This is a genomic window from Streptomyces noursei (assembly GCF_016917755.1).
Taxonomy (GTDB): Bacteria; Actinomycetota; Actinomycetes; order Streptomycetales; family Streptomycetaceae; genus Streptomyces; species Streptomyces yunnanensis.
The window spans coordinates 4,629,351-4,642,722 of the sequence record NZ_CP070326.1; the positions used below are offsets into that span (position 1 = coordinate 4,629,351).

15 protein-coding genes, 3 tRNA genes and 1 pseudogene are annotated in these 13,372 nt (G+C 70.6%); 4 read left to right on the forward strand and 15 right to left on the reverse strand.

Annotated elements, in window-relative coordinates:
* Positions 1-214: 214 nt before the first annotated feature.
* The 8 genes from rplL to JNO44_RS20380 all read right to left on the reverse strand — a co-directional run bounded on the left by rplL (position 215) and on the right by JNO44_RS20380 (position 5,442).
* A complete protein-coding gene (rplL, locus tag JNO44_RS20345; protein ID WP_039635312.1) occupies positions 215-601 on the reverse strand; it encodes a 50S ribosomal protein L7/L12 in 387 nt (128 codons plus the stop codon).
* 107 nt (positions 602-708) lie between these two features.
* The gene (rplJ, locus tag JNO44_RS20350) at positions 709-1,239 is read right to left on the reverse strand and encodes a 50S ribosomal protein L10 (protein WP_039635310.1); all 531 of its coding nucleotides are present in this window, start codon (positions 1,237-1,239) and stop codon (positions 709-711) included.
* A 307-nt stretch (positions 1,240-1,546) separates the two neighbouring features.
* On the reverse strand, positions 1,547-2,404 hold the full coding sequence (locus JNO44_RS20355) for an SCO4651 family lipoprotein (RefSeq protein ID WP_328285852.1): 858 nt from the start codon (positions 2,402-2,404) through the stop codon (positions 1,547-1,549).
* A 168-nt stretch (positions 2,405-2,572) separates the two neighbouring features.
* Positions 2,573-3,289 carry a 50S ribosomal protein L1 gene (gene rplA / locus JNO44_RS20360; RefSeq protein ID WP_067349967.1) on the reverse strand — a complete coding sequence of 239 codons (717 nt, stop codon included), beginning with the start codon at positions 3,287-3,289 and terminating at the stop codon, positions 2,573-2,575.
* A 109-nt stretch (positions 3,290-3,398) separates the two neighbouring features.
* On the reverse strand, positions 3,399-3,833 hold the full coding sequence (gene rplK, locus JNO44_RS20365; RefSeq protein ID WP_004941595.1) for a 50S ribosomal protein L11: 435 nt from the start codon (positions 3,831-3,833) through the stop codon (positions 3,399-3,401).
* A 167-nt stretch (positions 3,834-4,000) separates the two neighbouring features.
* Positions 4,001-4,894, reverse strand: coding sequence for a transcription termination/antitermination protein NusG (gene nusG / locus JNO44_RS20370; protein ID WP_205365572.1), 894 nt, complete (start codon positions 4,892-4,894; stop codon positions 4,001-4,003).
* A 71-nt stretch (positions 4,895-4,965) separates the two neighbouring features.
* Positions 4,966-5,262, reverse strand: a complete 297-nt coding sequence (secE, locus tag JNO44_RS20375; protein ID WP_205365573.1) for a preprotein translocase subunit SecE — start codon at positions 5,260-5,262, stop codon at positions 4,966-4,968.
* 107 nt (positions 5,263-5,369) lie between these two features.
* Positions 5,370-5,442: transfer RNA gene (locus tag JNO44_RS20380), tRNA-Trp, on the reverse strand.
* Between the two features lie 181 nt (positions 5,443-5,623).
* On the opposite strand from JNO44_RS20380, the gene JNO44_RS20385 reads away from it, so the two are divergent.
* Both JNO44_RS20385 and JNO44_RS20390 read left to right on the forward strand, forming a co-directional pair.
* Positions 5,624-6,859, forward strand: a complete 1,236-nt coding sequence (locus tag JNO44_RS20385; RefSeq protein ID WP_039635299.1) for a pyridoxal phosphate-dependent aminotransferase — start codon at positions 5,624-5,626, stop codon at positions 6,857-6,859.
* A 123-nt stretch (positions 6,860-6,982) separates the two neighbouring features.
* A complete protein-coding gene (locus JNO44_RS20390; RefSeq protein WP_205365574.1) occupies positions 6,983-8,011 on the forward strand; it encodes an adenosine deaminase in 1,029 nt (342 codons plus the stop codon).
* Between the two features lie 27 nt (positions 8,012-8,038).
* On the opposite strand, the gene JNO44_RS20395 is transcribed toward JNO44_RS20390, so the two are convergent.
* The 6 genes from JNO44_RS20395 to JNO44_RS20420 form a co-directional block, all read right to left on the reverse strand.
* Positions 8,039-9,103, reverse strand: coding sequence for a UDP-N-acetylmuramate dehydrogenase (locus JNO44_RS20395; protein WP_205365575.1), 1,065 nt, complete (start codon positions 9,101-9,103; stop codon positions 8,039-8,041).
* A gap of 59 nt (positions 9,104-9,162) precedes the next feature.
* Positions 9,163-9,597: a MaoC family dehydratase gene (locus tag JNO44_RS20400; RefSeq protein ID WP_039635291.1), complete on the reverse strand. Its 435-nt coding sequence runs from the start codon at positions 9,595-9,597 to the stop codon at positions 9,163-9,165.
* A gap of 1 nt (position 9,598) precedes the next feature.
* On the reverse strand, positions 9,599-10,051 hold the full coding sequence (locus JNO44_RS20405) for a MaoC family dehydratase N-terminal domain-containing protein (protein WP_067349949.1): 453 nt from the start codon (positions 10,049-10,051) through the stop codon (positions 9,599-9,601).
* A gap of 85 nt (positions 10,052-10,136) precedes the next feature.
* Positions 10,137-10,301, reverse strand: coding sequence for a 50S ribosomal protein L33 (gene rpmG / locus JNO44_RS20410; protein ID WP_004571794.1), 165 nt, complete (start codon positions 10,299-10,301; stop codon positions 10,137-10,139).
* Positions 10,302-10,390: 89 nt separating this feature from the next.
* Positions 10,391-10,463, reverse strand: a tRNA-Met gene (locus JNO44_RS20415).
* A gap of 47 nt (positions 10,464-10,510) precedes the next feature.
* Positions 10,511-10,583 (reverse strand) — tRNA-Thr (locus JNO44_RS20420).
* A 181-nt stretch (positions 10,584-10,764) separates the two neighbouring features.
* Here JNO44_RS20420 and JNO44_RS20425 point away from each other — a divergent pair.
* Positions 10,765-12,018 (forward strand): amidohydrolase family protein, encoded by a 1,254-nt coding sequence (locus tag JNO44_RS20425; protein WP_205365576.1) that lies wholly within the window; start codon positions 10,765-10,767, stop codon positions 12,016-12,018.
* Positions 12,019-12,065: 47 nt separating this feature from the next.
* A complete protein-coding gene (locus tag JNO44_RS20430) occupies positions 12,066-12,728 on the forward strand; it encodes an NAD(P)H-binding protein (RefSeq protein WP_205365577.1) in 663 nt (220 codons plus the stop codon).
* A 202-nt stretch (positions 12,729-12,930) separates the two neighbouring features.
* Here JNO44_RS20430 and JNO44_RS20435 read toward each other — a convergent pair.
* A pseudogene (locus JNO44_RS20435) lies at positions 12,931-13,359 on the reverse strand (zinc-binding dehydrogenase); the annotation flags it as partial.
* Between the last annotated feature and the right edge of the window lie 13 nt (positions 13,360-13,372).

The window sequence follows — 13,372 nt, forward strand, 5'->3', positions numbered from 1 at the left end:
GCCGCGTCCGGTTCGTCAAGGCCCCCCGCCTCTGGGAGATCGTCACATGGAGGTGCGTCCGGACAACGAAGATCACCATACTCGCACTCCGACGCGGGGCAACGCAGCCGGGGCGGGTATGCGGAAGGGCGACCACCCGTATGGGTGATCGCCCTTCGCGGTGTCCGCGTTACGCCCTCGGGCGCGGCGGACGGGAGTCAGAGACTCACCAAGGTCACTTGACCTCGACGGAGGCGCCGGCGCCCTTGAGGGCCTCGGCGGCCTTCTCCGCGGCGTCCTTGGCGACCTTCTCGAGGACCGGCTTCGGGGTGCCGTCGACGAGGTCCTTGGCCTCCTTCAGGCCCAGGGAGGTCAGCTCACGCACGACCTTGATGACCTGGATCTTCTTGTCGCCGGCGCCGGTGAGGATGACGTCGAACTCGTCCTTCTCCTCCTCGGCCTCGGCCTCGGCGCCACCGGCGGCACCGGCGACGACGACCGGGGCAGCGGCGGCAGCGGTGACGTCGAACTTCTCCTCGAAGGCCTTCACGAACTCGGAGAGCTCGATGAGGGTCATGCCTTCGAACTGCTCGAGCAGCTCGTCCTGGGTGAGCTTCGCCATGGTGGCGGTCCTTCCACTAAATCGGCTGGTGCCGGATGTACATTTCGGCGGGCGTGCGGCCCGCTGTAACCCGCGCCGGGACGGCGCGGATCATGACGCGAGCCGAATTACTCGGCACCGCCCTGCTCGGCCTGCTTGGCGCGCAGCGCGTCCACGGTGCGGACGAGCTTCGACGGCAGCGCCTGGAAGACGGAGGCAGCCTGGGACTGCTTCGCCTTGAAGGCACCGGCCAGCTTGCTGAGCAGAACCTCGCGGGACTCAAGGTCCGCAAGCTTCTTGATCTCGTCGGCGGAGAGCGCCTTGCCGTCAAGGACGCCGCCCTTGATGACGAGGTTCTGGTTCTCCTTGGCGAAGTCACGAAGACCCTTCGCCGCCTCGACCGGGTCACCGGTAACGAAGGCGACGGCCGTCGAGCCACTGAGGTGCTCGTCCAGCGCAGAGATCCCGGCCTCCTTGGCCGCGATCTTGGTCAGCGTGTTCTTCACCACACGGTACTGAGCGTTGTCACCGAGCGAACGGCGCAGATTCCGGATCTGCGCGACGGTAAGACCGGTGTACGCCGTCACAACAGCGGCGTTCGAGTTGCGGAACTTGTCGGCAATCTCGTCGACGGCTGTGACCTTGTCGGGCCTCGCCATGAGCCTCGGCCTCCTTCCGGGTGATGAGGACCGCGCAGAAGGGGCTGGGCAAAACAAACGCCCCGGCGCAGGGCACGGGGCGTTACTCGACCGAACAGAAAATGCTCGGGAGTCTCTCCACACAACCTGCGCAGGCCGTCCGCAGCTAGCGGATCCTTCGGCCACCACACGCCCGGAATCGGACGCGCAGAGACAACCAGCGGTCTTTGGCTTCCGGGACACCGTACGGGAAGGGCCTATGCGCAGGCAAATCGGCCCGTGCGGGGCCGCGGCGGGCGTCCGGGACACCCCGCCGCGGCCGGGCGACTCAGGTGCCGGGAGCCGCCATGGTGTCGCTGGCCGGCGGCGGGGTCACGGTGACCTTGGTGCCGTAGTTCGAGTAGAAGACGGTGGAGTCCTGGGGCTGCTTGCCGTCCATCTGCTCACGCTTCTTCACGAGCGTGTTGTCCGGGCCGATCCACAGGTCGATGGTCTCCGTCGTCGCCTCGGCCTTCTTGAGCTGCTCCTCCAGCGCCTTCAGGTCGGCCTCACTGAGGCTCTTGGACTGCATCTTGGCCATCTCGGCCACGGCGACCTTGCCGGTGTAGTGGGTCGCCTGAACGCCGCGGACGTCCTCCTTGCCGGCCTCCTGGACCTTGCCGGAGGCGATGAGCATGTTCACCGACTTGACCGGGTCGTTGTTCTGCAGGGCGTCCTTCATCAGGGCGCCGGCCGGACCCTGCTTGGCCAGGGCTGCGTAGTCGTACTTGATCCAGCTCTTGCCGCCCATCGGCATGCCCATGTTCACGTACATCGCCTGGGGCGTGTACAGCGCCTTCATGGGCTTGCCGGTCGCCATCGGCCCACCGGTCGTGGTGATGTCGAGGGTCATGTTGGTCCCGTTCGACCAGTCCATCGCGCCCTTCATCGTGCGCGTGATCGGACCCATCTTCTGCGTGCCGTCGATCTGCGCGGACTTCTTGTCGCCCGTCTGCTGCGACGCCGTCTTCAGCGAGGCCAGCGCGGCCTCCAGCGGGGACTTCGCCCCCGCCGCGTCGTTGCTGCCACCGCTGGCGCTGCCACCGCCGGTGCCGTTGCTCTTGTCGCCACCGCTGTTGCAAGCGGTCAGACCGGCCATCATGACAACTCCCGCCGCGACGGCGGCGGCTATACGCGTACTGCGCACGTGAGGCTCCCCCTTTGATCTCCTCTACGGACCTCGCAGGGGACTGTAGTGCAGGCCGCCGACAGCGCGCCTGGCGGCCCTGTTATGAACGCGTCAGGCCCCGCTCTCCGTACGGAAGGCGGGGCCTGACGTCACGCGTCACGCGCTATGAGGCATCGATCGAAACGATCAGACAGCCTCGTCCTCGACGAGGAGGTTGCGGGTGCGGTTGGGGTCCACCGGGACGCCGGGGCCCATGGTGGTGGTGATCGTCGCCTTCTTGATGTAGCGGCCCTTGGCGGCGGACGGCTTCAGACGGGTGATCTCCTCCAGCGCCGCGGCGTAGTTCTCCACCAGCTTGGCGTCGTCGAAGGACACCTTGCCGATGATGAAGTGGAGGTTGGAGTGCTTGTCGACCCGGAACTCGATCTTGCCGCCCTTGATGTCGGTGACGGCCTTGGCGACGTCCGGGGTGACGGTGCCGGTCTTCGGGTTCGGCATCAGACCACGGGGACCGAGCACGCGGCCGAGGCGACCGACCTTGCCCATGAGGTCCGGGGTGGCGACGACGGCGTCGAAGTCCAGACGGCCCTTGGAGACCTCGTCGATCAGTTCGTCCGAGCCGACGATGTCGGCGCCGGCGGCTTCCGCGGCCGCAGCACGGTCACCGGTCGCGAAGACCAGGACCCGGGCGGTCTTACCGGTGCCGTGCGGGAGGTTCACGGTGCCGCGGACCATCTGGTCGGCCTTGCGCGGGTCGACGCCCAGACGCATGGCGACCTCGACGGTCGAGTCGAACTTGGCCGAGGAGGTGTCCTTGGCGAGACGGACGGCCTCGAGCGGGGCGTACAGACGCTCCCGGTCGATCTTCGCGTCCGCGTTGCGAAGAGTCTTGCTGCGCTTCACTTCTGCTCCTGATGCAGTGGGGTGGAGTCGTGGTACGGACCAGCGCCTGGTCCTGCCACGGGCTGAGCCAACGTGCGGCGTGCGCCGCACGGCCGTGCGGGGCTGAGGATCAGCCCTCGACCGTGATGCCCATGGAACGGGCGGTGCCGGCGATGATCTTCTCGGCGGCGTCCAGGTCGTTGGCGTTCAGGTCGGGCATCTTGGTGGTGGCGATGTCGCGGACCTGGTCGCGGGTGATCTTGGCGACCTTGGTCTTGTGCGGCTCGCCGGAGCCCTTGTCCACGCCCGCGGCCTTCAGGATGAGCTTCGCGGCCGGCGGAGTCTTGGTGACGAAGGTGAAGGAACGGTCCTCGTAGACCGTGATCTCCACCGGCACGACCATGCCACGCTGCGACTCGGTCGCGGCGTTGTAGGCCTTGCAGAACTCCATGATGTTGACGCCGTGCTGACCCAGCGCGGGGCCGACCGGCGGAGCCGGGTTCGCGGCACCGGCCTGGATCTGGAGCTTGATCAGCCCCGTGACCTTCTTCTTCTTGGGAGGCATGCTCTCTCCGGGTCCTAGTGAGAGGTGGTTCGCCCCACAATCCGGATCATCCGGATGGAGGCATACCGCACCACGATAACGGGTACTGTCGTGCGGCCAAAAACCGCGCAGGTCAGACCGGCTCTACGCCGGTCTGACCTGGTCGGTGGCTGGTGGTCCGGAAGAACCTAGTTCTTCTGGATCTGGTCGAAGCTCAGCTCGACCGGGGTCTCGCGACCGAAGATCTCGACCAGGCCCTTGACCTTCTTCGAGTCGGCGTTGATCTCGTTGATCGTGGCCTGCAGCGTCGCGAACGGACCGTCGGTGACGGTGACGGAGTCGCCCACCTCGAAGTCCAGGACCTGGACCTCGACCTTGCGGGACGGCGCCGGCCTGCCCTCGGCCGCGGCGGCCTCCTTGGCGGCCTTCTCCTCGGCCTCCGGGGCGAGCATCTTGACGATCTCGTCGAGGGTCAGCGGGTACGGGTCGTAGGCGTTGCCGACGAAGCCGGTGACACCCGGGGTGTTGCGGACGACGCCCCAGGACTCGTTCGTCAGGTCCATGCGCACCAGAACGTAGCCCGGAAGCTTGTTCTGGCGGACGGTGCGACGGTCGCCGTTCTTGATCTGAACGACCTCTTCCTGCGGCACCTCGGCCTGGAAGATGTAGTCCTCGACGTTCAGCGAGACGGCGCGCTGTTCGAGGTTGGTCTTCACGCGGTTCTCGTAGCCCGCGTAGGTGTGGATGACGTACCACTCGCCGGGGAGCCCGCGCAGCTCGTCACGGAGGGCGGCCACCGGGTCGACCGGCTCCTGCTCCTCCACGTCCTCGGAAGCCTCGTCGGCCTCCTCTTCGTCGGCGGATTCGACGTGCACGGCGGCCGACTCGGCGGGCTCGCCGGCGTCGGCGTCCTCGGCGTCCAGCTCGTCGACGTCGTCCGCGCCCGCGACGATCTCCGCGGCGGCTTCCTCGTCAGCGATGGCCGCAGCCTCCCCCTCGACCTCGGCCGAGACGGCCTCGTCAACCTCGGCCTCTGCAGCCGCGACGGGCTTGGCGGCGTCGTTCAGGTTCGGGTCAGACACGTGGCTGCTTCTTCCTTGCTTCAAGGGGTTGAACGTGCGAAGGGCCGCCCGCAGAGGCACCCTCCGCGGGATCAGCCGAAGACGTACCCGACGACTCGGTTGATTCCCAAGTCAATCACGGTTACGAGACCAATGATGATGGCTACGAAGATGATCACCACGGTGGTGTACGACGACAGCTGGCTGCGCGTGGGCCAGACGACCTTGCGCAGTTCCGCGATGACCTGGCGGTAGAAGAGCGCGAGACGCGCAAAAGGCCCCTTCTTGCCGCGCTTACCGCCGCGGCGGGGCTTCTTCTGGGATTCCGTGGTGTCGTCTTCGGAACGACCGCGCTCAGGCATGTCGATGGAGCCCAGGGCGTCCGTCACTCGTCCTCACCTGAATCCGGGTCGTGGCCGTGCCGCGTCCGGCCCGGCCGCACGGCGGTGCATTTCGTACGTACGCATGCACGCACTCGGTGATGAAGTGCGTGTAGCAGGGCCGGAGGGACTTGAACCCCCAACCGCTGGTTTTGGAGACCAGTGCTCTACCAATTGAGCTACGACCCTTTGTGGTTCCCCCAACTTACCGCATGCGGACGACTGCATTACGTCGTGCACTGCGGTGACCCGATGGGAGCCAACGGTCAGCGAGTGTACGTGCTTCGGGGCCGGGCGTCGAACAGGAACCTCGCCCACCGCCCCACAAACCCGTGTATCGGGCCCGACGGCGGTCTGCGACGATGCCTCTATGAGCGCTGCCACTCCCTCCGCATCGTCCCCCACCGACCGCCGGGTCTCCGCCCGGGTCGGTTCGATCTCCGAGTCCGCCACCCTCGCCGTCGACGCCAAGGCCAAGGCCCTCAAGGCCGCCGGGCGCCCGGTGATCGGCTTCGGCGCCGGTGAGCCCGACTTCCCCACGCCCGGCTACATCGTCGAGGCGGCGGTCGAGGCGTGCCGCAACCCGAAGTTCCACCGCTACACCCCCGCCGGCGGCCTCCCCGAGCTGAAGTCCGCGATCGTCGCGAAGACCCTGCGCGACTCCGGTTTCGAGATCGAGGCCGCGAACGTCCTGGTGACCAACGGTGGCAAGCAGGCCATCTACGAGGCGTTCGCCGCCATCCTGGACCCGGGCGACGAGGTCATCGTGCCGGCGCCGTACTGGACGACGTACCCGGAGTCGATCCGGCTCGCCGGCGGCGTGCCGGTCGACGTGGTCGCCGACGAGACCACGGGTTACCGCGTGTCCGTCGAGCAGTTGGAGGCGGCCCGCACCGAGCGCACCAAGGTGCTGCTGTTCGTCTCGCCGTCGAACCCGACCGGCGCGGTCTACTCCCGCGAGCAGGTCGAGGCGGTCGGCCGCTGGGCCGCCGAGCACGGCCTGTGGGTGCTGACCGACGAGATCTACGAGCACCTGGTCTACGGCGACGCGGAGTTCTCGTCACTGCCGGTCGTGGTGCCGGAGCTGCGCGACAAGTGCATCGTCGTCAACGGCGTGGCGAAGACGTACGCGATGACCGGCTGGCGGGTGGGCTGGGCGATCGGCCCCAAGGACGTCATCAAGGCGGCCACCAACCTCCAGTCGCACGCCACCTCCAACGTCTCCAACGTGGCGCAGGCCGCGGCCATCGCCGCCGTCAGCGGCGACCTGACGGCCGTCGAGGAGATGAAGGTCGCCTTCGACCGGCGCCGCCGCAAGATCGTGCAGATGCTCAACGAGATCGACGGCGTGCTGTGCCCGGAGCCGGAGGGCGCGTTCTACGCCTACCCGTCGGTGAAGGGGCTGCTGGGCAAGGAGATCCGCGGCAAGCGCCCGCAGTCCAGCGTCGAGCTGGCCGAGCTGATCCTGGAGGAGGCGGAGGTCGCCGTCGTCCCGGGCGAGGCGTTCGGCACCCCCGGCTACCTGCGGCTTTCGTACGCGCTGGGCGACGAGGACCTGGTCGAGGGCGTCTCCCGGATCCAGAAGCTGCTGGCCGAGGCCAAGTAGCGGGGCGGTGGCCGCCGAGGCGTGCGGGGTCGGACGGGCGTCCGGCCCCGCACGCCTTTCCGGTGGTCCCTTCGTTCGGGGCGGGGCCTATGCCGGGGCGCGCGGGTGCGGCAGTATCTGCGGATGGAGCGTGTTCGTGATCTGCGTCAACTGCCGAAGGCCCATCTGCACCTGCACTTCACCGGCTCGATGCGGCCGGCGACGCTGCTGGACCTCGCCGACAAGTACGGCGTCCACCTGCCGGACGCGCTGACCAGCGGTACGCCGCCCCGGCTGAGCGCCACCGACGAGCGCGGCTGGTTCCGCTTCCAGCGGCTCTACGACATCGCCCGGTCGTGTCTGCGCTCGCCCGAGGACATCCAGCGGCTGGTGCGGGAGGCGGCGGAGGAGGACGTCAAGGACGGCTCCCGCTGGCTGGAGATCCAGGTCGACCCGACCTCGTACGCGCCGCGGCTGGGCGGGCTGATCCCGGCGCTGGAGGTCATCCTGGACGCGGTGGAGCTGGCCTCCCGGCACACCGGGCTGGGCATCCGGGTGCTGGTCGCCGCGAACCGCATGAAGCACCCGCTGGACGCCCGCACGCTGGCCCGGCTGGCGGTGCGCTACGCCGACCACGGCGTGGTCGGCTTCGGGCTCTCCAACGACGAACGCCGGGGGCTGGCCCGGGACTTCGACCGGGCCTTCGCCATCGCCCGGGACGGCGGCCTGCTGTCGGCGCCGCACGGCGGCGAGCTGTCCGGGCCGGCCAGTGTCCGGGACTGCCTGGACGATCTGCACGCCACCCGGATCGGGCACGGGGTGCGGGCCGCGGAGGACCCGGTGCTGCTGCGCCGGCTGGCGTCCCGCGGGGTGACCTGCGAGGTGTGCCCGGCGTCGAACGTCGCGCTGGGCGTCTACGGCAAACCGGAGGACGTGCCGCTGCGGACGTTCTACGAGGCGGGCGTCCCGATGGCGCTGGGCGCCGACGACCCGCTGCTGTTCGGCTCGCGGCTGGCCGCCCAGTACGAGATCGCCCGCACCTCGCACGCCTTCGACGACGCCGAGCTGGCCGAGCTGGCCCGGCAGTCCGTGCGGGCCTCCCGGGCGCCCCAGGAGGTGCGGCGGGCGGTGCTGGCGGACATCGACGCCTGGCTGGCCGCCCCGGCGCCGTAGCGGGCCGCCGGCGGCCCTCCGCGGCCCCTACAGGCTGACGCCGACCGTCACCGGTTCGTTGACCAGGGTGACCCCGAAGGCGTCGTGGACGCCGTCGCGGACCTCGCGGGCCAGCGCGAGCAGGTCCTCGGTGGTGGCCCGGCCACGGTTGGTGAGGGCGAGGGTGTGCTTGGTGGAGATCCGGGCCGGGCCGCTGCCGTAGCCCTTGGTGAAGCCGGCGCGGTCGATCAGCCAGGCCGCGGAGGTCTTCACCCGGCCGTCGCCGTCCGGGAAGGCGGGCGGCGCGGCGTCGGGGCCGAGACGGTCGTGGACCCGCCGGACGAGGTCGGCGTGCTCGGCCTCGCTGAGGACGGGGTTGGTGAAGAAGGAGCCGGCCGACCAGGTGTCGTGGTCCTCGGCGTCCAGCACCATGCCCTTGCCGGCCCGGAGCGCCAGGACGGTCTTGCGGGCGACGGCGAGCGGCACCCGGTCCCCGGTGCCGACCCCGAGGGCGCGGGCCGTCTGGTCGTACTTCAGGGGCGCGGAGAGTCCGTCCGCGTCCTCCAGGGCGAAGCGGACCCGCAGCACGACGTACCGGTCGGGGTGCTGCTTGAAGCGGCTGTGGCGGTACGAGAAGCCGCACTCCTCGTTGGCGAGGGTGACCGTCTCGCCGGTGCGGCGGTCGTAGGCGACGACCTCGGTGAGGGTCTCGGAGACGTCCTGGCCGTAGGCGCCGACGTTCTGGATCGGGGTGGCGCCGGCCGAGCCGGGGATGCCGGCCAGGCACTCGACGCCGGCCAGTCCGGCCTCGACGGTGCGGGCGACGGCGTCGGACCAGTTCTCGCCCGCGGCGAGTTCCAGGGACGTGCCGTCGACGGCGACACCGCGGGTGGCGATGCGCAGGGCGGTGCCGTCGAAGCCCTTGTCGCCGATGACGAGATTGCTGCCGCCGCCGATGATCAGCAGCGGGCTGCCTGCCTCGTCGGCTTCGCGGACGGCCGCGACCACCTCGTCGTCGGTGGTGGCCGTGACGAGCCGGGTCGCGGGGCCGCCGAGGCGGAAGGTGGTCAGCGGGGCGAGGGGAGCACCGTGCTCTACGTGGAGTTCCTGCACGCGCCCAAGGGTACGGGGGCGGTCCGGCGGCATCGGGCCGGCCGCCCCACGCGGCTGCGTCAGGCGAGCCGGACCACGGCGCGGGACATGCCCAGCACCTTCTGGCCGGCGCTCTTGGCGGTGAGGTCGACGCGGACGGTCCGCTCCGCGTCGTCGAGCTTGGCCGCGACCGTGCCGCTGACCTCGATCAGCGCACCGGTCCCGTCGTTGGGCACCACGACGGGCTTGGTGAAGCGCACGCCGTACTCGGCGACCGCGCCCGGGTCGCCGACCCAGTCGGTGACCACCCGGACCGCCGAGGCCATGGTGAACATGCCGTGTGCGATGACGTCCGGCAGTCCGACCTCCTTGGCGAACTTCTCGTTCCAGTGGATCGGGTTGAAGTCCCCGGAGGCGCCGGCGTACTGGACGAGCGTGGCGCGGGTCACAGGGAAGGTCTGCGCGGGGAGTTCGGTGCCGACCTCGACGTCGTCGTAGGCAATCTTCGCGGTCATCTCAGGACTCCTCAGCGGGCCGGGCGACGAGCTTGGTGAGGGCGGTCACAACGTGTTCGCCGGCCTCGTCGTGCACCTCGCCACGGATGTCGATGACCTCGTTGCCGGCCATGGACCGGATCGCTTCGATGGTGGAGGTCACAGTCAGCCGGTCGCCGGCGCGCACCGGACGCCGGTAGGCGAACTTCTGGTCGCCGTGGACCACCCGGCTGTAGTCCAGGCCGAGTTGCGGATCCGCGACGACCAGCCCGGCAGCCTTGAATGTGATGGCAAACACAAAAGTCGGCGGCGCGATCACATCGGGGTGACCGAGGGCCTTGGCGGCTTCGGTGTCCGTGTAGGCGGGGTTGGTGTCACCGATCGCCTCGGCGAATTCGCGGATCTTTTCCCGCCCGACCTCGTACGGGTCGGTGGGCGGGTACGTGCGTCCGACGAATGACTGGTCGAGCGCCATGGGCTCGCAACCTCCCTGAACTGACGGTGCTAATGCCGCGAGGCCGCCCCCAGGGAATGGGGACGGCCTCACAGACGAGCCTGAGTTATCGCGTCTCGCGGTGCGCGGTGTGCGCGTTGCAGCGCGGGCAGTGCTTCTTCATCTCAAGGCGGTCCGGGTCGTTGCGCCGGTTCTTCTTGGTGATGTAGTTCCGCTCCTTGCACTCCACGCAGGCCAGCGTGATCTTCGGGCGGACGTCGGTGGCAGCCACGTGAGTGCTCCTTGACGGACGGATAGTCGATTTGAACGCATAGAAGAGTAGCCGACCGGAGGACCGACCCCACAATCGGCTACTGTTAGTAGCGGTGACCGGACTTGAACCGGTGACACAGCGATTATGAGCCGCTTGCTCTACCGACTGAGCTACACCGCTGCGATGCGCGAGTCACCCGTCCGAGGACGAGGTACCTCACACACCAGAGCCCCAATACGGAATCGAACCGTAGACCTTCTCCTTACCATGGAGACGCTCTGCCGACTGAGCTATTGGGGCGAGCGATGAAGACATTACACGGCCCGCCGCCAAACGTGAAATCCGAATCCGCGTCGCGCCCCAGCAGCCCCCCGCACCACGTCAGTACGACTATTCCGCGCCTGCGCGAAGCTCTCCGGGGGGCGCCCTAGGCTCGGATCCACACCGCGTGATCTTGCACGCCGTGGCTTCGAGGAGCGCGATGTCCGACAGCAGTTCACCGCAGCCGGGGAAGCCTGGGGGTGCCGGCCGGTACAGCCGGCCGGATTCCGGTGCGCTGGTCCTGTGCGGCGCCCGGCTCGCCGACGGCCGCACCGTGGACGTCCGGCTCGGCGGCGGGCGCATCGAAGCGGTCGGCACGGCCGGCAGCCTCGCTTCGCAGGGCGCCCGGGTGGACCTCGCCGGCTATCTGCTGCTGCCGGCCCCGGCCGAGCCGCACGCGCACTGCGACACCGCACTGACCGCGGACGCCGACGGGCCGGCCTCCGACTCCACCGAGGACGTCCAGCGCCGGACCACCGAGGCGGCGCTGCTGCAGCTCGGGCACGGGGCCACGGCCTCCCGCAGCCATGTGCGGATCGGCGGCGTCCAGGGACTGGGGGCGCTGCAGGCGGTGCTCCAGGCCCGCCGGGCGCTGCGCGGGCTGGCGGACCTGGCGGCGGTGGCGGTGCCGCGGGTACTGACGGGAGTGGCCGGCGCGAACGGGCTGGCGATGCTGCGGGACGCGGTCAAGATGGGCGCCACGGTCATCGGCGGCTGCCCGGACCTGGACCCCGACCCGACCGGGTACGTGGAGGCCGTCCTGGAGGTGGCCGGCGAGCACGGCTGCCCGGTGGACCTGCACACCGACGGCGACGACCCGGCGCGGTTGGCGCGCGTCGCGACGATGTGCGGCGGGCTGCGGCCGGGGGTGGCGATCGGGCCGTGTGCCGGGATGGCACGGATGCCGCGGAGCGTGGCGGCCCGGGTCGCGGAGCAGTTGGCGGCCGCCGACGTCACCGTCGTCTGTCTGCCGCAGGGCGACTGCACGGGCCTGGAGCGCAACGGCACCCGGGTGTCGCGGCCGGCGCCGGTGCGGCTGCTGCGGGCGGCCGGGGTGCGGGTGGCGGCGGGCAGCGGGGCGCTGCGGGACGCGGCCAATCCGGTGGGCCGGGGCGACCCGTTGGAGGCCGCGTACCTGCTGGCGTCCTTGGGGGAGGCCACCCCCGAGGCGGCGTACGAGACGGTGAGTTCGGCGGCGCGGGCCACGTTGGGGCTGCCGGAGGTGCGCGTCGAGGCAGGCTTCCCGGCGGAGTTGCTGGCGGTGCGCGGGGAGCGGATCGCCGGGGTGCTCTCGTTGGCGTACAGCCGGATCGTGGTGCACCGGGGGCGCGTGGTGGCGCGCACCAGTGCGGTGCGCGAGTACTGCGATTCGGTGGACGTGGCACTGGAGTTGCCCCGCCAGTCGCAGCGCTAGGCCCTGTCCCCGGGTGTGGCGGGGCGGTTGGGCGTACGGTCGGCAGCATGCGCATTGTCATCGCAGGTGGACATGGTCAGATCGCGCTGCGGCTGGAGCGGTTGCTGCATGCGCGCGGGGACGAGGTCGCGGGGATCGTCCGGCGGCCGGAACAGGCCGGCGATCTGCTGGCCGCGGGTGCCGAACCGGTGGTCTGCGACCTGGAGTCGGCGTCGGTGGGCGATGTCGCCCGGCATCTGGAGGGGGCGGACGCGGCCGTCTTCGCGGCGGGCGCCGGGCCGGGCAGCGGCGCCGCGCGCAAGGACACGGTGGACCGCGGCGCGGCGACGCTGTTCGCGGACGCCGCCGAGGCGGCCGGCGTACGGCGCTTCGTGGTCGTCTCGGCGATGGGCGCGGACCGGGAGCCCCCGGAGGGCACCGATCCGGTCTTCGCGGCCTATCTGCGGGCCAAGGGCGCCGCGGACGCCGATGTACGGGCCCGGGCCGGGCTGGACTGGACGATCCTGCGTCCGGGCCGGCTCACCGACGATCCCGGTACCGGCCAGGTGACGCTGGCCGACGCGACCGGGCGCGGGGCGGTGTCGCGGGACGACGTGGCGGTCGTGCTGGCGGCGCTGCTGGAGGAGCCGGACACGGCCGGCCGGACGCTGGAACTGATCGGCGGGGACGTGCCGGTGGCGGACGCGGTGCGGAACGTGGCGTCGCACTGAGGCCCGCGGCGGCGGATGTCCCCGCGCGGGCCTGAGGGCGTCTCCGCCGCCCCGTGGCGGCCACCGGGCCGTCCGGGGACCCGGTGGCGGCGGGCGGCGCCCCAGCGGCGTCCGGCGCCCGCGGCCGGCCCCGCTGCGGCAGGACCAGGATCCGGCCGAGGTGCGACCGCTCCTCGATGAGCCGGTGCACGGCGGGCGCGTCGGCGAGCGGGAACCGGGCATGGACGGCGGTGCGCAGCCGTCCGGACGCCGCGTGGCAGGCCAGTTCGGTCATCTCCGCGCGGGCCCGTTCCGGGGCCGCCGCGCGCCAGGCCAGCAGGGAGAACCCGACGACCGTCCGGAGCGCGAAGAGGCTGGTCACGGGGACGTCGAGCAGTTCGCTGCCGGCGGCCCCGTAGACCACGACGCGACCGAACGGCGCCAACAGGTCGAGGCTCTGCCGCAGGATCTCGCCGCCGACGGAGTCCAGGACCAGGTCCACTCCCCCGGGCGCGACCTCGCGGACCCGCTCCGGCCAGTCGTCGGCCGAGTAGTCGACGGCGGCGTCGGCGCCGAACGAGCCGACGAAAGCGCGCCCGGGAGGCCGTAAGACCTGGCCGGCGGCGCGCCGCACCGGACGCGGAAAATTCACCCGCCGCGTCCTG